The following is a 25,375-nucleotide window of genomic DNA, read 5'->3' on the forward strand; positions in this document are numbered from 1 at the left end:
GGTCACTCCACCGTCGACTCGGGTGCCGGCAGCTCGACGCCTGCGCCGCTCCCGCGGGAGGGAGGCCGCCCGCGTCGCGAACGAGGGGTCGGCTGGTTGCCACGCAAGGCGTGAAGGATGCGGGCGTCGAGGTCCTCGAGTTCGTCGAGTACCTCGCCGATCGGCCTGCGGGTCAGATTCCGGTCGAGGCATCGGTCGACGTCGTCGTTCCATTCGGGGTGGAAGTAGTCCGCGAATTCGTCGTCCACGTGGAGGCCGCGGATCTTGAACGGCGTGGTGCGCTGGCCTCCGAGCGTCACGGTGACGACGTGGTGGAACTGCTCGAGTTCGGTGATCGTCGCGGGCTGGACGAGGCCTCCGTACTCGCGGGCCACGGTCCGGGCGCCGTCGATCGCCGCGGCGCTGGTCATCAGGAGCGACTGGTTCTGCAGCAGCGCCCTGCGGGTCTCCGGCGCGAGCCGATCAGGCATCTGGTTCATCGCATGCAGCGCGACGCGGTACTTCCGCAGCTGTTCCAGGATCGCGGCGAGATATCCGCGCGACGCGCCGTCGACCGCGGCGAGCTCGTCGACGAAGGCGTCGCACCTGCGGCGCTGATCGACCGGTGTGTCCGCGCGCGAGCGGCCGGCACGGAACAGGTCGTAGATCATGAACGAGGTGATCAGCTTGTTCGTCTCGCCGGTGCCGGTGGTGCAGACGAACACGATCTTCCCGGTGTCCATGGCCCGGCGGACGTTGTACGTCGTGACCGACGAGCCGAGGAAGGCTGACAATGTCGGGCTGGTGCGCAGGCGGTTGATGATGTTCGTGACGACCGTGGTCGCGTCCGGTGCGAGCTTCGTGAACGAGTCCGTCCAGTAGCGCCGGATGCTCGGCTTCAGGACGCGCAAGACCTCGTCACGCCAGGAGTCGTCGTCGAGGAGCGTCGGGATCTGGAAGATCGTGGGCGCGCACTCGGCGGGCAGCCGCATCGCGAGATAGCAGAGCGCCTCGCACGCCTTGGTCAGAATCGACTTCGCCCTCGGCGCAGAGTCTCCCCATCCCAGCGCCGTGGCGAACGAAGTGACCACGGCGTCGACGCGGTCTTCGATGTCCTCTTCGGAGAAGCCCTGCATGCTAAGCGGGTTCCAGCCGGGCAGCCGCTTGTCTCTTCCTCGGACGTCGAGGTTGATCTCCCACAGCCGATTCCGCAGCTCAGGATCCGAGAGATACGGTTTCGCGCGCTTCCAGCCGTCAGCATGTGGATCCAGGAACCAGACCCCGCCGCCGAGCCGGGCGATCTCGATCGCCTGCGCGAGCGCTTCCTCGGTCTTGCCGAAGCCGGCCTTCCCGAACCGCGCCGAGAACAGCAGCTCTCGAACCGGGACCCCGACGAGCCGGTCCTCGCCGTTGAGGTCGGTGACATAGCCGAGCCGCACCAAGCCCGCGCCGGGTTTGTACCGCGGGATCTCCCTGGGAGCGGGCATGACCCAGCCACGGCTGCGGGCGATCACCGGCGACAGGCAACGCCCGGATGGCGGCTTCAGCAGCGCCGCGACCTCGCTGGCCGTCACGTAGGACCGGCTGCGCGGCTTGGCCAAGCCGGTGTCGAAGCGTCGGTCGAACAACCTGCGGATCAGGACCGTGTCCGCGCCGAAATGCCAACCCAGCACGCGCGGCCCTCGAGCTCGCCAGTAGTTGTCGCCGCGGTAGACGTCGAAGGCGCCGATCACGCTGCGCAGATGCGCCTCAGCGCGGCCGGGGATCTCCGACCGGCAGCGGATCAGCAGCTGGACCGCGAAGACCGGCTCGTCCGTGGCGAACTTGTTCGGTACCGGCGCAACCGCTCGTACCGCAGGCCGGCGAGCGCCGCGCGCCGTCGGCGCGAACTCACCGACAATTTCGCCTGCGGCCTCAACGAGCGCCCGACCTACTGTCCCTTCCGATTTGGCTGTCTCACGAGCGAGGTGGCGGATCCTCGCGGGCGTCAGCGGAATCAGGTCGAGGCAGACGTCGACCTTCTCGCCGAGGTCGGGCCGAACGTCGCCCAGCGCGTTCGCCAGAGCTTGCAGCGGGTCGTCCGGCCGTAGCGGCAGCGCCTTGAGCGCGAGGTGAGCCGGGCGCGCGAGAACCAACTCGGCGCGTGCCACATGTACTTTCGCTCCCTCAGCCGAAGGAGAAGTCTCCTCGCTTCGGTGTGCCCGGAGATCTCGCAAGAAGTTCATCGTGCTCCCCCGCCCGCACGGAGGTCACTTCGCCCTCGTCCGTGGTTCCGGGAGACATCTCCTCGGTCGTCGGCGTTGCGGCGGATTTCGACTTCCGGGTAGGTCAGCTTGTTGATCACGCCGGTGATCGACTCCCGGCCCTCCACGCTCATCGTCAGCTTCCCGAACACCTCGTCGGTGCTGAACCGCACCCGGACACCGACCGCGGCCTTCGGCACCCAGCCGTGCACCGGGCGCACCCGGCCGAGCTGGTGCGCGAACGCCAGAACGCCCTGGAGCGACGGGTCGAACGTGGCGGTCGGGAGGAGGTCGTAACTGACTCTGGAGCGGAGGTGGCGGGAACGGAAGTGTCGGTGGAGGACGAAGACCGCGATCAAGATCGCGACCACCGCCGTGGTCACCCACCACAGCGCGGGCTCGCTGAGCACGTGGTGGAGATCGAGCGCCTTCGGCGCGCTGGTTCCCTGGATGGCCTGACGGCCATGGGGGAACAAGTCGGCATTCCGAACAGGACGTGCCCATGTGGTCTGACCAGCACCTCTGTCACCAGCCAACAAAATCGCGAACGAACGGCCACCCGCTGGGTCGACCGCAACGCCTCGATGTACAAGCAGCCCAATACTCATGAACAAGGCATGCGCGTGCGGCCACGTTTTCATGCAGGCGACGCCGCCTGCCAAGCGTTTGCCCTGCCGGTCCCACCCACTTCCAGCAGCGGCTGAGGTACCCGTAGCGCCCGGATCGGCCCCTGTCGTCTTGTCGCCCTGCAAGCCACCTTCACCCGGCACTGGGCGGCCAGTCTTGGGCAACCGTCAGATGCGGTCGTGTGGGCAGGCTCGATTCGCGCTGTGTGACAATAGGACGTGTCACACGATCCCGCGAGCGGCAAGATCCTTCAGGCTGCCTACAAGGTCGACTGGCGCGGCTATTCGATGCCGCCCTCCGAGCAATGGTACCGATCCGACGACGTGCCCGAGGCGTTCAGGATCCTGGTGGCCGCCTCCAACCAAAAGGAAGGGCGGGATGCCTACAACAGGATGCTGTTCGCCATCGGCAACAACCACGCCGGATGCCTCTATCCGGCCGCCGTCCCGGCCGTTCCACTACTCATTCGTGTAGTTCGCGAGCTGCGGGACTGGCCGCGCTGGTCTGCCCTGGAAATCCTCGTCGAATGCCTGACATTCGGGGTAGACCGTGAGGAGTTCATCGATCCCTCAGGCTCGACGATCCGCACCAAAGACGCGATCGTCGCTGCCGTGCGCAGTGCCCGTGAAGATATCCAACGTTTAGCACGGGACCAGGTCGTCGCCCCGACCTCCACGTCAGCACAGGACCTACTAGAGCAGTTGGACGACGAACCGTTGGCATCAGAGTAGCCGACGCATGCCGGTTCGAGTAACTACCTCAGCCTCAATAAACTGCACAAGGTGAGATAAGCGCAAATCAGTGGCTAGCGCATTAGGCGACTACCGCCTGCATATTCATCCAAAACAATTTCGTCTATTCGGACTTCGGAGCCCGAATAGGGCGCGTTGATCATCTTTTTGTCACCGACGTAGATACCCACATGGTGGATAAGTCCAGGGCTATAGAAAACTAGGTCTCCCGGATACAGAGAATGCAGCCCAGCTTCCTTCGGCACACGTGTTCCTAAAACGAACTGTGCTCGGCTGTTGTGTGGCAAGGTGATGCCGACCTTGGCGTAAGCGAAGAGGACGAGACCGCTGCAGTCGAAGCCGATCTTGTTGTAGTCGCCGTGCCGGTCCGCGACGCCGCCGTCCCGGATCCCGCGGCTCGGCCCGGCAGCCGTACCGCCGCCCCAGGCGTACGGCACGCCGAGCTGTGACATTGCCGCGTCAATGACCGCCTTCGCTGCTCCAGAGGCGTTGACCGGCGGTTGGAGTTCAACCGCGTCGTATCGCTCGATGTTGGCGAGCACCTGGGCCACGTAGGCCTGACTGGCGTTGTATCGGAGGAGCGCTGCCCGGAGTTGCCCTTGGTCCTTGAGGTCCCGGGGACCGGTTCCGCAGAGATAGGCAGCCGCGCCGAGAGCGGCGTCGAAGGCGTTGTGCGGGTTGCGGACGCCGTCGTCGTTGCCGTCTTGTTCGACGCTGGCCCAGGTGGTCGTGAGGAACTGAAACGGGCCGACGGCGCGAGCGAAGGTTCCGTCGGGATTTCGGATGGGAGTGCGGTTGCCTCCAACGCCGCTGCCGTCGAGAGGCGGGCCGAGGATCGGTGGGCTGATGTCCCCGTTGGGCGCGATTGTCCGGCCGGACGCGTGGCGGGATTCGACTTCGGCGATGCCTGCGAGGATCGTCCAGCGCATCCCGGCACAGGCGGGCCTGATGCCGCCGATGCGCTGAGCCGCCTGCTGGTAGGCGGTGAGCATGATGTCCGGGATGCCGGGCACGTGTCCTGGCGTCGAGCTTGATCCGTCTGCTCCCCCGGCGATGACGACGATGATCAAGACAGCGACGAGCACGCAGGCAGTGGCAGGCCCGAACAGGAGAAAGAGAGCGAGGCAGCCCCATCGTTTCGGATGTTCGCGGACCTCGTTGCGGACATGCTCGGCGACGTGGAGGGCGAGCAGCGGGTTCATGACCGATGCTCGTTCAACCGGCTACGCAGGCGTTGCGACCACGTCGGCGTGATCGGCAGCATCCCGGGCGGCAGCGGTGTCGGCTCCGGGCTCTGGCTGCGTGGAGTTCTCGGTGCTCTGCTGTCGGGAGCGGGAGCCGCGAGGTCGGTCCCGGTGAACTCGGGAGTGGCCGAAATCCTGGCGGGCTGAGGCGCAACCGGCGACTCGCCAGATGAACGGCGGTTACCGAGAACCGACGCCGCGGTGGTCGCGACATTCACCAGCGGGCTTGCGGCGGCGCCGATGTTTCCGGCGTAGGTAGAGGCGTAGGCCTTCACTGCGCCCGCTTTGCGCCCAAGCGCTGCCTTGGCGGCGGTGCCCCGTGTGGTGAGGGCGGTGTGCGCGCGGTTGGCGGCGGCAGGCCAGGACACCGGGGCACCCAGGGTGAAGGAGACGGCCTTGCTGCCAGCCTTCCCGCCGACTTTGCTCGCGGTCACCAGCCGGTTCTTCAAGTCGTTCGCTGGCGCGATGGCTTCGGTGAAGGCGCCGGCGCTGGTCTTGATCGTGCGGCTGATCCGGTGCGGTCCAGGCTCGACGATGGGCGAGGGCATGGATTTCGGCCCGCTACGTGGCCTGCCGAGTCGCTGGACACCGGTGTTGACGCTGGACCGGATCCGCTGCAGGTTCGCCATGAGCCTTTTGCGGAACAGGAAGCCGGAGAAGACGACGATGTCGATGACGGCGAACTTGACCAGTTGCGGGCCGAGGTCGGCGAGCATGAGCGAGCGCAGGAGAACGGTCATGACGGCGATGAAGAACATGCCCATCAGGAGCTTGGCGATGGTTCCGGCGATCGAGCTGATGCGGTAGGCCAGCTGGTGCTGCAGTTGCGGGATCAGGGCGGCGATCAGGGCGAGGCTGAGCAGGAGGCCTTCGAAGAGCAGGAAGTACGGGGCAAGAATCTGGATCGCGTTGAGGCAGATGGTGAGGATCGCGAACAGGATCATCGCGACGGCGTACAGCCAGGCACCGAGCATGCGGTCGCCGTCGGCGACCTCGTTGTATTTGCCGTACTCGCTAGGGCATCCGGCCAGCTCGCGGGCCGGTGTGCTGTCTTTGCCGGACCAGGGACCCTGGTCGAGGATCTGTTTGATCGAGTACTGGCAGGCGCCGGTGCCCTGTTTGCCGGAGACCGGCGTCCCGTAGTTGAGGGTCTCCCAGGGCGCGATGAGCAGGTTGTCGATGAGGACTTGCCCGATCGGCGCCGCCGGGTTTCCGGTGCCGCCGGGTTGCTTGCCCATGATCACTGCGCTGACGTCGGTGCCGAGTTCTCGGCTGAGGCTGAGCACTCCCCCGTCGCCGACGAGGAAGTCGACGGGGTGCGTGATGATCGCGATGGCCAGGACGTTGATCGCGATCGTGGACACGGTCTCGCGCCAGGCTCGTGTGGTGAGACCGCGCATGAACAGCAGCCCGAGGTAGCAGGTCGCGACGAGCAGGGCCAGTTCTCGAAGTTTCAAGCCTCCGATTACGGTGGTCTGCCAGATCTTCTCGAGGTCCTGCGCGGGTGCCTTGATCCAGTCGACGACGCCGGCGGTCATGGACCATTCGGTGAACCAGACGGAGAAGCCGAGCGCGTACTTGCCCACGGCGAAGCCCATGTTCGCCAGCCAGAGCCAGATCGTCGGCATGGGATTGCTGACCAGCCACGGCAGGTTGGCGAAGAGGTCGTAGTTGCGCAGGTCGCGGCCGTAGCCGTCGTCGATGGTGAACATGCCCTTGAGGTGAGCGGCGTGCCCGGGGTCGTCCTGCAAGGGCAGGCTCGGCGCATCCGGATCGGGGCGATCCAAGGTCGATGGAGTCGGCTGCGGAGCGCGCGGATCAGGAACGACGAGACACAGCGGGTACGGCTGGCACGGCCGCGGTTCGTTCGGTGGCAGCGGCACGACTTGAGCGGTGGCTGGTGCGGCGTTGCCGAGCAGTAGGACGAGCACGATGGTGGCGAACGCGAGAGGTTTCGCGGCACGCGCGTTGAGCGTCATGAACGTCTCCCGAGATCGCACCGGTGGTGCCCGAGACATGGCGCGTACCAGCGGGTTTGATTCAGGGGCGCCGGACGGTGGGCGTAGTGAGAACGGCTTGAGGCAGCGTCCGATAGGGCTGAGTCAGAATCTTGACCTTGCCGACCCGTCCGGCGTGATCGCGGACCAGGAACTCCCCGGCGCGCGCTTGGCGTTCTTCTTCGCCGCCCGCGGGATTGAGCGGTGAGAGCTCCTTGGTGACGATCTCCTGATACCGGGTGTCAGCGGGATCGACGCCGAGCCACGCGAGCCCGTGTCGAGCGAGACCGCTGTCGCGGTGCCGGCCGAGCATCCGGACGGCGATCAGGCCGCGAAGGACTTCATCACCGAGGTCGCTTTCGGAGTGCGAGCCGAAGGCAGCGTCGGCGCCGTGCTTGCGCCCATCTCGGACGAACTCCAAGGCGATCTGCTGGCCCTCGGGAGTGCCGGTAACGTTGTAAGCCTCATCGCAGATGAATTGGCCCCACCGCTGGGTTCCGAAGCAGATCTCCTTGGCGATCGCGGCGATCAGCAGATGGAAGGCACGGCCGAACAGTTTCCGCGGCGGGATACGGGCGGCCATGCGCTCGTTGCTCATCTCAAGGGTGTTCGGAAGCGGCACTTCGTTGGTGCAAAAGACCACCATGTCGGCGGCGAGCACGTCGACGGGCTCAAGGTCTGGATCGAAGATCGACCGGGTGATCGGGTCACGGCGAAGGCGCCGTAGTCGGTCGGCGAGGCCCCGAGACGCCGGATCCGCAGCGCCATGGTCGGTGAGGACGTCGATGAGGCCGTTGCTGGACGCGGTCGGCGTACCACTGACCTGATCGAGGGCGCGACCGAGCGCGTCACGTTCAGCCGAGTTCGACTCCAGGTCCAGCCAGGAGGCGAAGAAGGTCTCGGCGATGCCGGTGCTGGACTTCGTCTTGCCACGGAAGACCCGCAGGGGATCACAGGAGTACCGGAGCTCGGCGTTCGCGGCACGTTCGCTGTCGAGCGTGGGATCGATGATGTCGACCACCTGGCAGTTGCCCGGGAGCGCTCTAGCGACCGGGTCCCATTCGCGGCTCCGAGTGCGGTCTATGGCGATCACGCGACCGTCGAGCATCAGCCGGACGACGGCGGCGATGTTCTTCAGTACGACCGATTTCCCGGAGCCGAGTTCGCCGATCACCGCGACGCCCCCGGACGAGTCGTGGGTCGGCCCGTAAGTCGGGTCGAGCAGGAACGGGGTGATCGCGCCGCCGTCCAGGACCATGCCGAACAACGCGCCGCTCGGGTCGCCGAACTCGGCGGACGACATCGGGAGCAGCATCGCGCAGTCGCTGGCGAGGACGTTCTGGCTGCATTCCCGCACAACGAGCGGCGTCCGATAGCCGGGGAGCAGCGCCTGATAGAGCTGCTTCTGTCCACCGAGCGGCCGCTCCCACTTGTACTCGCCGCCCAAGAACATCTGCCGCAACGTTTTGGCCCGTGCGTCGCACTCGCCGGCGGTGGCACCCCACACGCACGCGACGACGCCGACCTCGAGTTCGATCTCGGTGGTGCTCGCGCCGAGGCGGGCGTTCTTGTGCTGGATCTCCTCCTGAGCGGAGTGAACGTCGGCAGGGACGCCCGCGGTGTCTCCGCCGTGTTCGTCGTCCTGGCTCATCAGGTCACGGGTGCGGCGCCGGTTGGCCGCGCGAGCCTCGTCGTTCGTCTTTGCCGCGATGCGCAGGGCGTAGTCGACTCCGAAGCCGATGTTCGCCAGCCGCGACAAAATCTCGTGCCCGGGGAAGCTGAAAGCGCGGGGCATCTCCGCGAGTACGACAAAGGCCTGATAGCTCGCGATGAGCCCGTCGTCGTCCGGCGTGACGCACTTGAGGAACCGCTTGTTCAAGACCTGCAGCGGGTTTCCCAGGCGCTTGCCTTCGTCGCTGCGGGCGCCTTCGTCGAACACGGTCCCTCGCAACGTCACTAGCCGAGCACGGCTCCGGCCACGCGACAGCGTCGCGCCGGAGTTGTGCACGGTCGACGCGCGTTCGAGCTGAGGCTCGCGAACGCCCCGGACCGGAGCGCGGCTCAACCACCACAGCAGCTCAGCTTCCGTCGCGGGACGAAGCGGAATCGCGCCACCGAGCTCGTGTTCGATGACGCGTGCCAGGTCCTGCGCCTCAACGACGGCTTGAGCCGACGCGGGTCGCGGCGGAAGGCCGAGTCCCGCGCTCATTGCCGCTCCTGCGGCTCGCAGCAGGGTGCGGCCTCCGTCGCGCCAGCCACTGCCGGCGAGGGGTTTGGCGATCCAATAGCTGCGGCCTAGCACGTCGAGGTCGTCGAGCTGGTCCCAGGCGTTGTGCACCGTTTCCGCCCAGTGCGGGTTGTCGTCGAGGTCGATACCGCCGAGACAGCGCCGGATGATCGCGTGCGGCTGGACCTGTTCACACAGCGACGCCAGCATCACCTCGCCGCGCAGGGACTTCATCAACGTGACGGTGCGGCTGTAGAGCTCGTGCAGCTGCTTTCCCGTCGAGCGGGCGCTTTCGCGTGGGTATGCCCGCCACACTGCCCAGACCGACCCATCCGTGCAGAACACCAGGTTGCCGCTGATGTCCTGGATCTGGTTGTCCATCACCGGGCTCCGGCGAGCAGCCGCTGCAGTGACGACTTCGGTACGGCGTTATCCGCAGGCTGTCGTGCCTTGTCCACAGCTAAATCCACGCCATGCAGGTGGAAACGCGGCGTACACGACACCGGCCGCTCCGGCCGATAGGACCGGCCTGCCAGCATGCCCGAAGACGGAGCGAGCAGATGTGACAAGAGGCCGATCAGCCAGCTGGCCGGCGTCCGCGACTCGATCCGCGCGCGGCGGACCGCGATCGCGAACAGCGGCACGCCCCAGCGCGCCGGGCCGAGCCAGTCCAGCAGCGGCAGCTTCCAGACGACCAGCAGAAGAACGAGGAAGACCACGCCCTGAGTGAGCGTGTACGGGCCGCCAGGCAGATATCCGCCGTCCCGGCCCGGCATCCGCCCGAACATCCGTGGAAACCGGCGCGACCTCGTGTACGACCGTCCAATAAGGACATCCCCGTGCGCGCGTTGCGCGGTCATTTGGTGAACCAGGCGCCGAACATGCCCGAGACGCCATCGAGGTTGAGCAGGATACCGAGGAAGACCGCGGCGATCACGCCGTACTTGATCGAGCGGGTGAAGTTGCCCCGTGTCCCGATCAGCAGGCCGATGCCACCCACGACGGCCGCGAGCAGGATCAGGCGGCGGACCGCCTGGTCACCCCAGGCGAGATTGGTATCGATCCAGGTCTTGACGTCGGCTGCGAGTACGATGGTCGACATCTCTTCTCCTATTCGCCAGGCAGTTTCGAGGACGTCGCCGATGTCCCGGCGAGCAGCGGTGCCGGGTCGATCCGGTTGACTTCCCAACGCCCTGCCCGCGCGGCGAGGGTGATGGCGTAGTCGATCGTGGTGACCTGCCCAAGTGCGTCGTATCCCCAGGCTCGAACGGTTGCGTGAACCTCGGTTCCGTCCAGCGGCCGGGCCGCCTGGCCGGGCTCGAACGACTCGTGAGTACGCAGCTCCAGCAGCTGGACCTCGGCGTACAGCGGTGGAGCGATCGCGCCGATATTCGTCCCTGGCGCGATGTAGCGGTTCAGCTCCCCTCGGCCGACGAGGTACGCGGCGAGAAAGCCGTGCACTGATTGACCAATCGGTCCGGTCAGCTCTGCGATCTCTGGGTAGCCGAGTTCGACCGCATCGAGCGTGCGCGGGCACGCCACTGGCGCCGGAAGCGACGCTGCGACATAGCCACCAGTACCTCCGACGAGGCTGACCTCGGCGCAGAGCAGCCTCGCTCGGTGCCGGCCGTCGGGTTGCTGAACCAAGATGTTGGCCGCGACCATGACCGACCACGCGCCCGGCCGCTGCGACACGACCGACAACGTGCTGGTGTCGACCGGGATCTGCGTGCCGACCGCACGAGTCGACTTCATCCCGACCGGGTAGAAGGCCTCCAACCCGGCAGAGTCGTCACGGTTGGCCGACAGCCACGACCGGACATACATCTCCGCCCAACCCTGCGGCTCGCTGGCCTCGAGCAGGCGCTCAGAGCTCGGGACGTCAGACGGTGCGTTTGGGCGCAGCACCACCAGGCCCACGACCACGGCCAATGGGCTCGCGACGATCACGCACCACCCCAGCAGCCAGCCGATCCGCCGAGCCGCGGTGTGGACAACGGACTCCAGCTGAGCATCGGGAATCGCCTGTGCGATTCGGCCCTCGCGACGCTTCTTCACCGCGCCTCGATCCCCAGCACCTGATGCAGGCGTTTGCGCAACTCTCGATCGTCAGAACCGGCGAGCGCGTCGAAGGCATCACAGGCCGGGAAACCGACCTCATCGAGGAAACGCCGGAGCTCGTCGTACAACTGCCGATCGACCATCGTCGACTCAAGGCGCCGCCCCAGATCCCTCGCCCGAACACGAGCGTGGGCAATGAGCAGTTCACCGGGGGCGAGGTCGGCACGGGGTCCGGTCACGGAAGCTCCCTGAGGTCTGGCAGGTTGCGGTGCTCAAGACACGCCCAGCCCCGCCGACCTTTGATTCATCCGCGGCCGGAGCGCTGCCATTCACGACCAGCCTCGACCAACGCGCCGAGCGCTCGATTCCGCCGCCGCGTCGCCGTCGGCTGGCTCACGCCGAACAGCGTCCCGAGCTGCCGGTCGGTCGCGACTCCGTCCCGGCCCATCTGCTCTCCGAAGTACCGAGCGGTCAGGATCGCCGCTTCCTGTTCGTCGAGCCACCGCTGCTCAACCGCCCAGGCCAGCAGCTCCAGCAACTCCTCAGACGCGCCCTTCTCAGCCGGTATCTCAGCCAGCGGCTGAGACACCGCACCGTCGTCCGTGGTCACGACCTCGGCGGAGACTTGAGTGATGTCGACACCGAGTGCGCGAAGCGCGGCCCTTTGAGTGTCGAAGACCAAGTTGGCCGCGACGTGGTGCCGTCGCCGAAGTGGGTAACAGCGAATCTGCTCCCACAAGTGACCGATGACCGCGGACTGGACATCAGCGTTGGCCTCGTTCGCCGAGACTCCGCCTCCGGTGACACCGCGACGGGCTCCGAAAGTGCCAATCACCGCCCGGCTCGCCCGGATGACCCGTCCGACGACGCGGGGCACTGCGGGCGACATGGCGTTCAGCACGACTTCCCCAGCGACGACACCTTCAGCTCCGGCGAGCGCGGCCCGCTGCAACAGCGCGTACAGAACTTCGTCGTGGCGCGCGTAGTCACGGCTGGCGAGGACTTCCGAAAGCCGCTCGTGAGAACCGACGCCTTCCAGGGCGGGGTCTTGCGCTGACCAGGAACTCAGAGCGGTGTCGAATCGCGAGCGCGACTTCGGGTGAGCGAACTGACGTTGAAGCGCGGTAAGCGGGCTGGAGGTGGCGGACATCGTGGTGACCCCTTCGAGCGGCGACAAGATCGCCACGAGGCTCGAAACCACCCCTCGCCCACTTCCTGGCCCAGATGCTTGCCCCTGCCGTGGAGCAAGTGGATCACCACCCGATCGGGGCACCCGCTGCACAGGATTGGGCACGAGACCTTCGGGTAACGGGCTTTCAATCGAGACTTGGAGCACGCCCTCGAGACGAAAGCCGGGCAGGTCTCGTCACTTCTCTCGCCGATCGAGACCAGGTCTCACACGGTCTCGATCGCCCACCGTGGGCCCGAGACCGCACGCCGGTCGACCCGCGACATCCGCGCTGAATGGAACCGAGCACCCAAGTACATGTCTCTGTCGATCTCGTTGGATTCGTCGCCCTGCGTGCGACGTGTCTCGCCGACAGCTGAGCACGTCTCGGCAGAACTGGGGCGGGTACGACATGGACAGTGCCGGCAACTTCGACCTTCCAACACCACGCGAGCCGTTCGAAGCGTCGTTCGAGCAGCCGGTTTGGTGCTACGATCAAGCACTCAAATCTGGCGATCGCCGATATTCTGCTTACGTCGCAATGGTTTCCGCCACCGAAGGCGATCGTCTCCGCAGGAAGCTCAACTCCTTGATCGGCGAGTTGCTCCACTGGGCCGTGCACCAACCCGGCGCGGCGACCTCCGAGGACGAAACATCGACATGACCACCTTCGAGCAAGAGGCTGGAAACCCTCCAGCGCCCGACCGCTTCGTCTCTGGCCCCTCCGGCCTCTCCGACTACGCGGTTTCGCCACTGGGCATGCCCGGAGCCTTGCTCCGCGATGAAGTACGCGTCGCGTTCCTGGGGCGAACGTCCACAGAAGACCTGCAAGACCCGCGCCAATCGATGCTGCGCCAGCTGGCCAACTGCAAGTCGGCGATACCCGAGTCCTGGGTCATCGTCGCGCACTTCTACGACGTCGAATCCGGCCGCATGGAGCTCGGGGACCGGGGGCGCGGGGCGGACTACGACCGCTTCGACATCCCTGTCCCGCGCGCAGGCGGAATCGCGGACTTGCTCATACAGGCGCCGAGCCGCACACGAACGTTCGACGTAGTGATCTGCGAGGGCATCAGCCGCGTGGCACGCAGGGCCTTCGAGGGCCTGTCTGTCGAGCGGGAACTGGAGCGGGCGGACGTCCCGCTGTTCGCGTCGAACGAACCGATCACCCTCTCCGGCAGCCGCGCTCAGCGCGTCCTCCAGCGCCGCATCAATCAGTCCATCGCCGAGTACGAGGTCCTCAACACCCTCGAACAGTCCTGGGGTGGCCTGTGCACCCACGTGCGAGACGGCTGGAACATCGGCAAGCCGCCGTACGGCTACAAGGCCAAGGTCGTCCCCCACCCGAGCCCGGCGAAAGCGGAGAAGGGCAAGACCAAGTCTCGTCTCGAACCGGACGGCGTACGCGCCGAGACCGTGACCCAGATCGCTCTGTGGAGATACCACGAAGGTCTCGGCTACAACACCATCGCGGACCGTCTCAATGCCGACCTCGAGCGCTACCCGCCGCCAACCGCGCCGAGCAAGTCTCGCACCCGCGGCGCCTGGAGCAAGAGCTCCGTAGCCGGGGTTCTACAGAACCCGAAGTACACGGGCTATCAAGTCTTCAATCGACGCGCCACCACGTCCAAGCGAGGCAAGGTCAACGAGCCGTTCAAGTGGGTGTGGTCACCGAAGCCGGTCCACGAGCCCTTGATCGCGAAGTGGATGTTCGACGAGCTCACCAGCCGCCTCGAAGCTCGGCGAGGGTCGCGTGCGGACGCCCAACCGAACGCCAACCCCAGGGCCGAGCGCACCTACCTCTTCCGCGGCATGGTCTTCCATAGCTGCGGACGGCGCATGGCTGGTGACACAAAACACAACCGGCTCTTCTACTACCTGTGCTGGCCGGGCAAGAACAACCGCGGCGCCTCCGGACCTCACGCCGGTCTCCCGGCAGCTATCCGGCTCCGCGAGGACGAACTACTCGAAGCCGTTTCAGCTTTCTACGCCGACCGGCTCTTCAGTCCAGCCAGGAGAGGCATCATCGAAGCTGATCTGGCCACTGTGGACGACAGTGCTGCTCAGGAGCGCCGAGCAGAACGGGAACGCCTTCAACGTCAACTGGCAGATGTGGCCCGTCGGCAAGACTCCGTTCTGCGCCAGGCTCAGGACGGCGCACCGGACGACCCGTTCGCCAAGGCGCTCCGGCAGAACTACAACAAGCTGGAGGAAGACAAGTCCGCGGCACTGGCCGCGCTCGCTCATCTCGACGCTGAGGACAAGACACAGCCGACAAAGCCCACCTCATCAGACCTGAACCGCCTCGAAGGGCTCCCGCACCTCCAGGTCAATCTGGCCAAGGCGCCTCAGGCCCTGCTACGCCAACTCTTCGAAATCACCCAGCTCACCGTGAAGGTCCATGGTGCGGGTGACCAGGTGACGATTACCATCAAACTGCCGGTCGAACAGGTACCGGACACAGCGGTAACCGCAGAAAGGATCAACGACGTGATGAGCTCCACCGAAATGCAAGAAGTCCCGACCTCAACGGTCGGGACTTCTTGGGTGGAAGCTGCGCGTACCCCCGATGGGATTCGAACCCACGCTACCGGCGTGAGAGGCCGGCGTCCTAGGCCGCTAGACGACGGGGGCTAGGAACTTCCTCCTTCAGAAGGAGGTTTTCAGTTGTTCACCTGCTGTGTTGCTGTGGAGAAACTTACCAGACCGGGTTTCCCGCCTTCGCAGGGGGGTCACTCTGTGTTTCACTCCGGAGAGTTCTCCAGCTGGGGTACCAGGACTCGAACCTAGACTAACTGGACCAGAACCAGTCGTGCTGCCAATTACACCATACCCCAGTGAGGTACCGTTCCGATCTTGACCGGCTCGGTGCCGCACGAGAAAGAATACTAGAGCACGCTGTTCCGCACCGTGAAAGCGGGGGTCTCCGTAGCGCGCTGAGCAGGGACGCCGAGCTTCGCGAACTCGGAAACGAGCAGCTCAGGTAGCTCGTCGAGGCCCGAGATGGTGTGCACGCCCGCCGGGGCGCGCTCGGCGATGCCGTCCCGATCGAGCCACACGGCGCCCAGGCCGGCGTCGCGTGCGCCGATGGCGTCGGTGTCGAGCTTGTCGCCGACGTGGACCGCCTGGGCCGGGTCGCAGCCGAGGCCGAGGCAGACCGAGTGGAACATCGCCGGGTCGGGTTTGGCTACTCCGAGTTCACCGGCGATGGCCACGTGATCGAAGAACCGGGCGAGCCCGAGGTCGGCGATCTTCTTGCGCTGATGCGCGCCGGAGGCGTTCGTGACGGCGGCGACGAGGACGCCCGCGGCTCTCAACCATTCCAGGCATGGGAGGACATCTTCGAACAATTGCCACGAACGGGTGAGAATTTCACGACGACGTCTTTCGAAGCCCTTGACCTGGTCTTCGTCGGCCAAAATGCCGATCTCGGCCAGGAAACATTCAGTACGCTTGTGATGCATGGTCGCGTAATCGATTTCGCCCGCCACCACCAGCGCGACATGCTCTTCGGTGATGAGATCCCACAGCGGCCAAAGGTCGTTCTGGCCGGTGAGCGCGCTGAGGCTGAGCCGGATCGCCGCCGTGCAGTCGATCAACGTGTCATCGATGTCGAGGCACACCAACCGTAACTCCGGCGGCTCCCACGGCGCTCCGTCCGGAGCGTCCGGCGTGGTTCGTGACGGGGTCCGGGGCACGAGAGCGAAATCCACCAAGTGAGGCTAGGGCACTCAGCGCGATCGCGACTCTGCCGATGAGGTGATAAAGGCTCGTCTGTTCCGGCGCGGGCACTCTACTCCCAGTTGGTGAGATGTCGTGTTTTAGTTACCGGCCAACGGCTAACGCGGGCGGCCGGGTGAAATGCGAACCCGGCGCACCTGGCCCGATTCGCGGCGCGCACACCCTGTGACGACCACGAATTCCTTACCCGGCTTCGAGTCGCGGACCGTCCACAAGGGCGTTTCCACGATCGCCGTCCTTCCGGGACTTTTCGCCGTCCCTTTATCGTCCTTTGTGGACGGTCGGTCCGGTACACGGACCGGTGAGACCCCGGTCATAGCCCGAACGGCGTATCCGCCCGGATGGCGCTTGACGCGCCGGTCGGGCAGGTGCATGCTGAGCTTATTCAACAAGTGATGAATAAGGGTTCCGAAGGGGTGGGACGGATGAGCGAACGCACGAACTGCGTGGTCGTCGGCGGTGGCCCCGCGGGCATGGTCGCCGGATTGCTGCTGGCCAGGGCCGGGGTCGAGGTCACGGTGCTGGAGAAGCACAAGGACTTCCTGAGGGACTTCCGCGGCGACACCGTGCACCCGTCGACGTTGACGTTGCTCGACGAGCTGGGTCTCGGGGAGAAGTTCCTGAACCTGCCGCACAGCGAGATCTGCTACGCCGGTTTCCCGGCCGAGGACGGCACGATGATGCGCCTGGCCGACCTGACCCGCCTGAAGGTGGCGCACCCGTACATCGCGATGGTCCCGCAGTGGGACTTCCTGGACCTGCTCTCCGACGCCGGCGCGAAGGAGCCCACGTTCACGTTGCGGCAAAGCACGGAGATGACCGGGCTGATCTTCGAACAGGGCCGGGTGAGCGGGGTCCGCTACCGCGACGCCGACGGCAAGACCGGCGAACTACGCGCCGACCTGGTGATCGCCGCCGACGGGCGCTGGTCGCTGGCCCGCCGCGAGGCCGGACTGATGACGAAGGAGTACCCCATCCCGTTCGACGCGTGGTGGTTCCGGATCTCGCGGCGGGACGGCGAACAGGAGGGCATGCTGACCCCGAAGATGCGGGATCGCCGCTTCGCCGTGCCGCTCCCGCGCAAGGGCTACTTCCAGATCGCCTACCTCAGCCCCAAGGGTGGCGACCTCCGCGAGAAGGGCATCGAAGCGTTCCGGGAGAACGTGGCCGCGATCCTCCCCGAACTGGCCGACCGCGTGGACGAGCTGAAGACGACCGACGACGTCAAATTCCTCGACGTCAAGATGAATCTGCTTCGGAAGTGGCATGTCGACGGGCTGCTGTGCATCGGTGACGCGGCGCACGCGATGTCGCCGGTCGGCGGGGTCGGCATCAACCTCGCGGTACAGGACGCGGTCGCGGCCGCCACCCTGCTCGCCGCGCCGCTGCGCCGAGGACGGCCGTCGGTGGCGGAGCTGGCGAAGGTCCGCAAGCGCCGTCTCGCGCCGACGATGCTGGTGCAGGGGCTTCAGCGGATGCTGCACAAGAACGTGATGGGGCCGGTGATGGCGGGCAAGCGCAACGGTCCGCCCGCGGCGATGGTGAAACTGTTCGGCCGGTTCCCCGTGCTGTCCTACGTCCCCGCGCGGCTGCTGGGCCTGGGACTGCGGCCCGAGCACGCCCCGGCCTTCGCGCGGCGGGCGATGGAGCCGGCCGGGAGCTGAACGGTCCCGAACGCGCGAACGGGCCGGTCCTGGCGAAAGGACCGGCCCGTTCATCGCGCGCTAGACGTCCTGGACCGGGTTGGTCAGCGTGCCGATGCCTTCGATGGTGATCGAGACCGACTGGCCGTCCTCGATGGGGCCGACGCCCTCGGGCGTGCCGGTCAGGATGACGTCGCCGGGCAGCAGGGTCATCACGCCGGACACGAACTCGACCAGCTCGGGGATCTTGTGCACCAGGTCCGACGTCCGGCCGTCCTGCTTGAGGACACCGTCCACCTCGGACTTGAGCGCGAGGTCGGCCGCGTCGAGCGAGGTCTCGATCCACGGGCCCAGCGGGCAGAAGGTGTCGAACCCCTTCGCCCGGCCCCACTGGCCGTCGGACTTCTGCAGGTCACGCGCGCTGACGTCGTTCGCCACGGTGTAGCCGAGGATCGCGCTCGCCGCGCGGGCGGCGGGCACGTTCTTGACCGGCTGGCCGATGACGATCGCCAGTTCGCCCTCGAAGTCGACGCGGCCGACGCCGCGCGGGCGGCGGATGGGCACGTTCGGACCGATCACCGTGGTCGACGGCTTGATGAACAGCATCGGGTCCTGCGGGACCTCGTTGCCGAACTCGGCCGCGTGCTTGGCGTAATTCCGGCCGACCGCGATCACCTTCGACGGCAGGATCGGCGCGAGCAGCCGGACGTCGGCGAGCGGCCAGCGCTTGCCGGTGAAGTTGGGGTTGCCGAAGGGGTGCTCGGCGATTTCCAGTACCTGGGCGTCGTCGCCGTCCCCTTCGATCGAAGCGAACGCGACACCACCGGGATGAGCAATTCGGGCTAGACGCACTCCCCCACTGTACGACTCCTCACGCCGGGCCCTCCCTGAGGGACTTGTGCACGAGTGCGTCGCACAACGCCAGCCAGCTCGCTTCGACGATGTTGCCGTGCACGCCGACGGTGGTCCACTCGCGCTCGCCGTCGCTGGTCTCGACGAGCACGCGCGTGACGGCGTCGGTGCCCGGGTGGCCGGGCAGGATCCGCACCTTGTAATCGGCCAGCTCCACACTGTCCAACCAGGACAGATGCGGGCTGAGCGCCTCGCGCAGGGCGGCGTCGAGCGCGTGCACGGGGCCGTTGCCCTCGGCGGTCGCGATCACGCGCCGCCCGGCGACGTGCACCTTCACCGTCGCCTCGGACACGACCTCGCCGTCGGACCGGTGGTCCAGCACGACCCGGTACGACTCGAGTTCGAACGGCGGTTCGTCGAGGACGTCGCTCTGCGGGCCGTCGACCTCCCGCCGCAGCAGCAGTTCCAGTGAGGCGTCCGCGGCCTCGAAGGACCATCCTTCGGATTCGAGCCGCTTCACCTTCTTCACGGCGCTCGTCAGCGCCTCGGGCTGGCCGGCAAGGTCGACCCCGAGCTCACGTCCCTTGAGCTCCAGGCTGGCCCTGCCGGCCATCTCGGTGACCAGTACCCGCATGTCATTGCCGACGGAAGCTGGATCGATGTGGTTGTACAGCAACGGATCCACCTTGATCGCGCTCGCGTGCAGTCCCGCCTTGTGGGCGAAGGCCGACGCCCCTACGTAAGCCTGGTGGGTGTAGGGGGCGATGTTCGCGATTTCGGCAAGGGCATGGGAGACCCGGGTGAGCTCGGCGGCGCCTCCGGTCGGGAGCACCTCCATCCCGAGCTTGGTCACCAGATTTCCCGTCACGGCGAACAGATCGGCGTTACCCGCCCGTTCGCCGTAACCATTGGCGGTGCACTGGACGTGCGTCACGCCGGCCTGCACGGCGGCGACGGAATTCGCCACCGCGCAGGAAGTGTCGTCCTGGCAATGGATTCCGAGCCGGAATCCGGTCCTTTCCTTGACCTCGCGGACGGTTTCCGCGAGGCCCAGCGGCAGCTGGCCGCCGTTGGTGTCGCACAGCACGGCGACGTCGGCGCCCGCGTTCACTCCCGCGTCGAGCACCTTCAACGCGGTGTCGGGGGAGAACGCGTAGCCGTCGAAAAAGTGTTCCGCGTCAAGGAAGACGCGACGTCCTTCGCCGACGAGGAACGCGACGGTGTCGCGCACCATCTCGCACGCCTCGTCGACGTCGACCCGCAGCGCGCGTTCGATGTGCCGCAGGTCCGATTTGGCCACCAGGGTGACCACCGGCGCCTGGGAATCGAGCAGGGCCCGCACCTGCTGGTCCTGCTCGGCCTTGGCGCCAGCCTTCCGCGTCGCGCCGAAGGCGACGAGCGCGGCGTGGCGCAGTTTCAGTTCGCCCGAAGCCGCGCGGGCGAAGAATTCCGTGTCCTTGGGCAGCGCGCCCGGCCATCCGCCTTCGATGAACCCGACCCCGAGATCGTCGAGCAGCCTCGCCACCGCCAGCTTGTCCGTGACGGAGTAGGAGATCCCCTCGCGCTGCGCGCCGTCGCGCAACGTCGTGTCGTACAGGTGGAAGGCGTCGCCGAGCGGTGTATCGGCGGGCTCCTTGCGGGTCACGGGAATCTCCTCGTGGTGGGGCAAAACGTGTTCAGGCAACAAAAAAACCTCCCGCATGGGTGCGAGAGGTTGCGCGCCGGGGGCTCTTGTGGAGCTGTTATCCGGCGCGCTCGGCGATAATGATGGTGCAGGAGGTCACGGACGCATCATGACACACGCCCCGGCGGGCGTCCACAAGCCGGGCGAAAGATTCCACACTCCGGGACGCGCTCCCAGGTCGCCAGGCCCGGAAGTACGTGAAGGCCCCCTTCACTGCGTCCAGCGCAATGAAGGGGGCCTTCACGTACTTCCAAGAACTACTGAGTGACCGGGCGCACGTTCGACGACACCAGGGCCGCCAGCCGGTCACCGATCGCGTGCGTCGCACCGGGCGACGCCTGGTCGCGGGTCGCGAGGTCGAAGGCCACCGAGGCCTCGATCCGCCGCGCCGCCTCCTTCTGTCCCAAGTGGTCCAGCAGCAGCGACACCGACAGCACCGCGGCGGTCGGGTCGGCGAGACCCTGGCCCGCGATGTCCGGCGCGCTGCCGTGCACCGGCTCGAACATGCTCGGGTTCCGCCGGGTGATGTCGAGGTTCCCGCTCGCCGCCAGCCCGATGCCGCCGGTCACCGCCGCCGAGAGGTCGGTGACGATGTCGCCGAACAGGTTGTCGGTGACGATGACGTCGAACCGGGACGGGTCGGTCACCAGGTGGATCATCGCCGCGTCCACATGGGAGTACGCGACGGTCACCTCCGGGTGCTCCAGCGAGACCTCTTCGACGATCCGCGACCACAGCGAACCCGCGTACTCCAGCACGTTCGTCTTGTGCAGGAGCGTCAGGTGCTTGCGGGGCCGCGCCTCGGCCCGGTTGAACGCGTCGGTCACCACGCGCCGGACGCCGAACGCCGTGTTGACGCTGACCTCCGTCGCGATCTCGTTCTCGGTGTCCTTGCGCAGCAGGCCACCGTTGCCCGCGTACGGGCCTTCGGTGCCTTCGCGCACGACGACCATGTCGATCTCGCCCCCCTCGGCGAGCGGTCCGCGCACCCCCGGGTACAACCGGGCGGGACGCAGGTTCACGTGGTGGTCGAGCTCGAACCGGAGGCGCAGCAACAGCCCGCGCTCCAGGATGCCGCTCGGCACCGTCGGGTCGCCCACCGCGCCCAGCAGGATCGCGTCGTGCTGACGGAGTTCACCGAGTACCGACTCCGGGAGCAGCTCGCCGGTGGAGTGCCACCGGGCGGCGCCGAGGTCGTAGTTCGTGATCTCCGCAGTCGGTACGACCTCACCGAGCACCTTGAGCGCCTCGGAGACCACTTCGGGCCCGATCCCGTCTCCTGGGATCACCGCGAGCCGCATCCACACACCTCCGTAGACCAGGCCACCGGCAGTCCGGATGGCCCATCCGCAAGAAAACGCCAGCAGCGGAAGGTTACCGGCCGTAGCCCGGTAGCCGTAGCCGCACCACCCTTATGCCGGAATCTCCCACAGAGCGAGACAGCCGAAAGGGTGAAAACAAGAAGGGACGCCCTGGCGGAAAGCATGCCGCCAGGGCGTCCCTCACCTCATCGAACGCGGATTACCGCACTACCGCGTCAGCCCACACCGATCGGCTGACGTCCGGTGTGCCGCCCGCCGTTGCCCGGCCGGTCGACACCGGAGTTGCCACCACCGGCGTTCGCCTGGATCTTCACCACGTTCGCCCGGTTGCCCGAGGCGTTGTGGTGCTCGATCGCCAGCAGGCCCAGCACGGTGTCCTGCGCGGCCGCGTTGCGGTTGACCACCAGCGCCGTGCCCGGTTTCGCGACGTAGCCCAGCGCGGAGTCGCCGCCGCCCTGGACGGTGTACGCGGGAGCCAAGGCGTCGAACGAAAGCGGCGTGCCGACGTAGTCGATCGTCGACGAGTCCGCACCCGGCGCGGCGTAGAACCCGGAGGTCCCGACGGTGTAGCTGATCTTGTGCGACGCGGCGTTCGGGTCGATGCCCAGTGCCGCGATGCTCACCGGCAGCACGACGACGTTGGTGTCGTACACGTTCGTGTCGACGTCACCGAGCTGGCCGTTGATCGGCTGGATGTCCACCTGCGGGAAGCCCGGCTTCAGCGCCACGGTGACCGCCACGAGGACGTCGGTGGACGTCACCTTGGTCACATAGGTCTCGAAGTCCGGCTGCCCGTCGCCCGTGGTGTCGATGTCCACGAACGGCGAGGTGTTGCTGCCCAGGTTGGCCAGGTCGCTCCAGGTGGTGAGACCGAAGGCCAGCAACGCGTTCTCCGGCTCACCCTGCGCCTTGGCCAGCGGGGCCGTCGACGCGGCGCCGATGTAGCGCAGGTCGGCACCCTTGGCGGTCTGGTTCAGGGTGCAGTCGGTGGTGACGTCGCCGTCGCACTCGGGCAGCTGCGGGGATTCCGCCTGCAGTTCGAGCACGCTGATCAGCGAGCGGTACCGCTGCGGGCCGGTGCCCTGGTCCACGCCCTTGCCGGTCAGGTTCAGCACGGCCTGGGTCTGGCCGGCGCCGAAGTTGACGTTGCCCGGGGTGTTGATGGACGAGACGGGCTTCGGCGCGGAGTACACCGCGAGCCGCAGCGGAAAGGTCGTGCCGCTCTTCGGGGTGAACGCGATCCGGCCGGAGGCGTCCGCCACGAACTGCCGGGCGAGGCCGACCTGCGTCGCCGCCATGGTCGGGTCCATGACCTTGCGGAGCGCCTTGGGGTCGGCGATCTTCAGGGTCACCTTCACCAGCGCGATACCGCGCGGGCTCAGCTTCACCGTCGGCTTGTCCACTGTGTACTCGACACCGGGGAGCGCGTTCACGGCTTCGTAGCCCACCGAGTACTCGACCGGCTTGATGCCCTTGTTGACCACCTTGACCGTCTTGGTCAGGGTGACCGGGCCGCCCGCTTCGACGACGCCGAAGTTGACCGAGACGAAGCCGGGGTTGTCGACGACGTAGGCCAGGACCTGGTTGTCCAGCGCGGCCTTCGCGTCGATCCGGCCGCTGCCGACGCGCTGCGGGCCGTAGACCCGGCCCGAGGCGTCACGGATGTCGTGACCGGCGGTGTTGACGACCGAGGCCTTGACCTCTTCGACCGACCAGTCCGGGTGCGCCTGACGGATCAGGGCGGTGATACCCGAGGTGTGCGGAGCCGCCATCGAGGTCCCGGAGATGACCAGGCGACCGGCCCCGCTGCCGCTCAGCGCGGACGCGATCGAGTCACCGGGCGCCGCGACGTCCGGCTTGACGGCCGGGCCGCGCCCGCCACGCGAGGTGAACGAGCTCGGGGTGTCCACAATGGACTGATCGGTGGTCGGCACGGACACGCGGCCCTTGCCGGTCATGCGGACCTGCAGCGTGCCCGCGGCCACCGCGGGACGGACCGAGGCGGTCGCGCTGCCGGTCAGCTGGAACGTCGGCAGGGCCGCGTTGCCCGCGATACCCGCCGTGAAGTGCTCCAGCGTCGAGGAGAACAGCGCACCCTTGGCACCCGCGGCCTGCGCGTTGTTCGAACGGGCGCCGGAACCGCAGGCGCGGGTCGCGTCGTTGTCGTCCCATTCGAGGAACACGATCTTGCCCGCGGCCTTGGCCTTGTCGGCTTCGGAGTACGGCTTGCAGCCGGCGACGTTGTCGGCCGACAGCGTGACCACCGGCGCGGTGACGTCGAGCGCGTCGTAGGACGCGTAGTTCTGGCTGAACTGGCCGGTCTTCGCACCCTTCACACCCTCGGGAGCGACGGCTTCGACGGCGTCGCGAAGGACGGACGCGTCACGGCTGCTGGCGACGGTCAGCGCCTCGGGCGTGTTGCCCGGCGCGCCGCCGACGTCGTTGAGGTCGCCGCCGTTGCCCGCGGAGAACACCGGCACGACGTTGTTCGCGGCGATCTTGCGCACGAACAGCGAGTCCGGGTCGTCCGGGGTGGCGAAGTCGCCGCCCAGCGAAAGGTTGACCACGTCGAGGTGGTCGGTGAAGTCGCCGTCGCCGTCCGGGTCGAGCGACCAGTCGAGCGCCTGCGAGGTGACGTTGGTCGAGCCGTCGCAGCCGAAGACCTTGATGGCGTACAGCAGGGCCTTGGGCGCGGTGCCCGGGCCGATCTGCATCGCTTCGATCTTCTTCTTGTTCAGCTTCTTGTAGTCACCGGTGAAGGTCTTGCCCGCTTCGTCCACGCCGAAGCCGGCGACCGTGCCCGCGACGTGCGTGCCGTGGTGGCCGCACGAGATCGGGTTGGGGTCCGGCTTCGGGGTGTTGAGGGCCGGGTCGTCGCTGCCCGAGTCGTAGGCGTCGCCGACCAGGTCGATACCGCCGACGACCTTGTCGGTCGGGAAGGCGGGGGTGGCCTGGTCGCGGTTGATCGCCTTGTACGCCTCGGCCGTGCCCGGACCGCCGAAGGTGGCGTGGGTGTAGTCGATGCCGTCGTCGATCACGCCGACGCGGATGCCGTCGCCGTAGCGGCCGGTCTGCTGCCAGGAGGCGAGCGTGTTGGTCAGCTGGACCGCGCTGGAGTTCGTGCGGGTCTTCGGCACGACCTTCTTGACCGAGACGACGTCCGGCCGCTTCGCCAGCTCGCGGATCTTCGCCGCGTCGGCCGTGACGACCGCGCCGGCGACCGCGTTGGCGGTCTGCGTGACCAGCTGGGTGCCGGCGTCGGCGGCCTTGAGCTGCCCGACGACGGAGTTCACCGTCGCGGCGGCGTCGGCTTTGGCGTCCTTCGCGGCCTTCTTCGCCTTTTCCTTGCCCGCGCCCTTGTTCTGCTCGGCGTTGAAGGCGTCGACGGCGGGCTGCTTGGCCAGCTCGACGAAGGCGGTGATCTTGCCTTGGGCGGCCTTGAGCTTCGGCTCGACCTTCCCCTGGAATCCGTTACGGTCGATCTTCGCCGGCGTGACGCCGTCCGCGAGAGGGACATCCTGCGCGGCAGCGGACGCCCCGGTCACGGACGTCACGAGCAACGCGGCGAAGACCGCGGCCGACGAGCGGATCGCCCATCGGGGTACGCGGGATCTGTTCATGAGTACGTGCCCTCACTCGAGGCCTGGACTCGGAACCTGCCTGCCGCTCGAACACACCCCCGACGGTGAGCCCCGGCGCCGCGCCGTGCCCTTGACGACGCGATGGTTCGGCCTCGCCGGAAGAACCTATCCGGGGACCAGCCCGACTTCAGTAGGCATTTTTCACCGTTATTGAATCTTGCTCTGCGATCCCGCGAACCCCGCACACACAACGA

At 67.0% G+C, this 25,375-nt stretch carries 18 protein-coding genes, 2 tRNA genes and 1 pseudogene; 4 read left to right on the forward strand and 17 right to left on the reverse strand.

What is annotated here, in order from left to right; all coding sequences use genetic code 11:
- Window positions 1-2: 2 nt before the first annotated feature.
- A complete protein-coding gene (locus H4W30_RS12335; protein WP_318780595.1) occupies window positions 3-2,129 on the reverse strand; it encodes a type IV secretory system conjugative DNA transfer family protein in 2,127 nt (708 codons plus the stop codon).
- Between the two features lie 71 nt (window positions 2,130-2,200).
- A complete protein-coding gene (locus H4W30_RS12340; protein WP_192742974.1) occupies window positions 2,201-2,698 on the reverse strand; it encodes a hypothetical protein in 498 nt (165 codons plus the stop codon).
- Between the two features lie 369 nt (window positions 2,699-3,067).
- Here H4W30_RS12340 and H4W30_RS12345 point away from each other — a divergent pair, with 369 nt between their 5' ends.
- Complete coding sequence (locus H4W30_RS12345; RefSeq protein ID WP_192742975.1) at window positions 3,068-3,580, forward strand: hypothetical protein; 513 nt, start codon at window positions 3,068-3,070, stop codon at window positions 3,578-3,580.
- Between the two features lie 74 nt (window positions 3,581-3,654).
- Here the strand turns inward: H4W30_RS12345 and H4W30_RS12350 are convergent, their stop codons facing one another.
- The 8 genes from H4W30_RS12350 to H4W30_RS12385 all read right to left on the reverse strand — a co-directional run bounded on the left by H4W30_RS12350 (window position 3,655) and on the right by H4W30_RS12385 (window position 12,280).
- Window positions 3,655-4,803 (reverse strand): C40 family peptidase, encoded by a 1,149-nt coding sequence (locus tag H4W30_RS12350; RefSeq protein WP_192742976.1) that lies wholly within the window; start codon window positions 4,801-4,803, stop codon window positions 3,655-3,657.
- Entirely contained in the window at window positions 4,800-6,824 is a 2,025-nt protein-coding gene (locus tag H4W30_RS12355) for a hypothetical protein (protein ID WP_192742977.1), read from the reverse strand. Before H4W30_RS12355 ends, H4W30_RS12350 begins: the two co-directional genes overlap by 4 nt.
- 61 nt (window positions 6,825-6,885) lie before the next feature.
- Window positions 6,886-9,450: an ATP-binding protein gene (locus H4W30_RS12360; RefSeq protein ID WP_192742978.1), complete on the reverse strand. Its 2,565-nt coding sequence runs from the start codon at window positions 9,448-9,450 to the stop codon at window positions 6,886-6,888.
- On the reverse strand, window positions 9,450-9,845 hold the full coding sequence (locus tag H4W30_RS12365; RefSeq protein WP_225949302.1) for a hypothetical protein: 396 nt from the start codon (window positions 9,843-9,845) through the stop codon (window positions 9,450-9,452). Before H4W30_RS12365 ends, H4W30_RS12360 begins: the two co-directional genes overlap by 1 nt.
- Before the next feature lie 80 nt (window positions 9,846-9,925).
- On the reverse strand, window positions 9,926-10,171 hold the full coding sequence (locus H4W30_RS12370; protein WP_192742980.1) for a hypothetical protein: 246 nt from the start codon (window positions 10,169-10,171) through the stop codon (window positions 9,926-9,928).
- An 8-nt stretch (window positions 10,172-10,179) separates the two neighbouring features.
- Window positions 10,180-11,127, reverse strand: a complete 948-nt coding sequence (locus tag H4W30_RS12375; RefSeq protein WP_318780596.1) for a conjugal transfer protein — start codon at window positions 11,125-11,127, stop codon at window positions 10,180-10,182.
- Entirely contained in the window at window positions 11,124-11,369 is a 246-nt protein-coding gene (locus tag H4W30_RS12380) for a hypothetical protein (RefSeq protein WP_192742981.1), read from the reverse strand. Before H4W30_RS12380 ends, H4W30_RS12375 begins: the two co-directional genes overlap by 4 nt.
- Before the next feature lie 65 nt (window positions 11,370-11,434).
- Window positions 11,435-12,280, reverse strand: a complete 846-nt coding sequence (locus H4W30_RS12385) for a helix-turn-helix domain-containing protein (protein ID WP_192742982.1) — start codon at window positions 12,278-12,280, stop codon at window positions 11,435-11,437.
- Window positions 12,281-12,710: 430 nt separating this feature from the next.
- Here H4W30_RS12385 and H4W30_RS12390 point away from each other — a divergent pair, with 430 nt between their 5' ends.
- A complete protein-coding gene (locus H4W30_RS12390) occupies window positions 12,711-12,962 on the forward strand; it encodes a hypothetical protein (protein WP_192742983.1) in 252 nt (83 codons plus the stop codon).
- 269 nt (window positions 12,963-13,231) lie between these two features.
- A pseudogene (locus H4W30_RS43690) lies at window positions 13,232-13,981 on the forward strand (recombinase family protein); the annotation flags it as partial.
- Between the two features lie 878 nt (window positions 13,982-14,859).
- On the opposite strand, the gene H4W30_RS12400 reads toward H4W30_RS43690, so the two are convergent.
- The 3 genes from H4W30_RS12400 to H4W30_RS12410 form a co-directional block, all read right to left on the reverse strand.
- Window positions 14,860-14,932: transfer RNA gene (locus tag H4W30_RS12400), tRNA-Glu, on the reverse strand.
- A 131-nt stretch (window positions 14,933-15,063) separates the two neighbouring features.
- Window positions 15,064-15,135, reverse strand: a tRNA-Gln gene (locus H4W30_RS12405).
- A 51-nt stretch (window positions 15,136-15,186) separates the two neighbouring features.
- Entirely contained in the window at window positions 15,187-15,921 is a 735-nt protein-coding gene (locus tag H4W30_RS12410) for an HAD family hydrolase (protein WP_192744081.1), read from the reverse strand.
- A gap of 543 nt (window positions 15,922-16,464) precedes the next feature.
- Between H4W30_RS12410 and H4W30_RS12415 the strand changes: the two genes are divergently transcribed.
- Window positions 16,465-17,703, forward strand: coding sequence for an FAD-dependent oxidoreductase (locus tag H4W30_RS12415; protein WP_192742984.1), 1,239 nt, complete (start codon window positions 16,465-16,467; stop codon window positions 17,701-17,703).
- A gap of 60 nt (window positions 17,704-17,763) precedes the next feature.
- On the opposite strand, the gene H4W30_RS12420 is transcribed toward H4W30_RS12415, so the two are convergent.
- From H4W30_RS12420 to H4W30_RS12435, 4 genes are all read right to left on the reverse strand, one after another.
- Window positions 17,764-18,534: a fumarylacetoacetate hydrolase family protein gene (locus tag H4W30_RS12420; RefSeq protein WP_192742985.1), complete on the reverse strand. Its 771-nt coding sequence runs from the start codon at window positions 18,532-18,534 to the stop codon at window positions 17,764-17,766.
- Window positions 18,535-18,553: 19 nt separating this feature from the next.
- Window positions 18,554-20,179, reverse strand: coding sequence for a citramalate synthase (cimA, locus tag H4W30_RS12425; RefSeq protein ID WP_192742986.1), 1,626 nt, complete (start codon window positions 20,177-20,179; stop codon window positions 18,554-18,556).
- A gap of 296 nt (window positions 20,180-20,475) precedes the next feature.
- Entirely contained in the window at window positions 20,476-21,519 is a 1,044-nt protein-coding gene (locus H4W30_RS12430; RefSeq protein ID WP_192742987.1) for a 3-isopropylmalate dehydrogenase, read from the reverse strand.
- 236 nt (window positions 21,520-21,755) lie between these two features.
- On the reverse strand, window positions 21,756-25,160 hold the full coding sequence (locus H4W30_RS12435) for a S8 family peptidase (protein WP_192742988.1): 3,405 nt from the start codon (window positions 25,158-25,160) through the stop codon (window positions 21,756-21,758).
- Window positions 25,161-25,375 lie beyond the last annotated feature (215 nt).

Source organism: Amycolatopsis roodepoortensis, from assembly GCF_014873915.1.
GTDB lineage: Bacteria > Actinomycetota > Actinomycetes > Mycobacteriales > Pseudonocardiaceae > Amycolatopsis > Amycolatopsis roodepoortensis.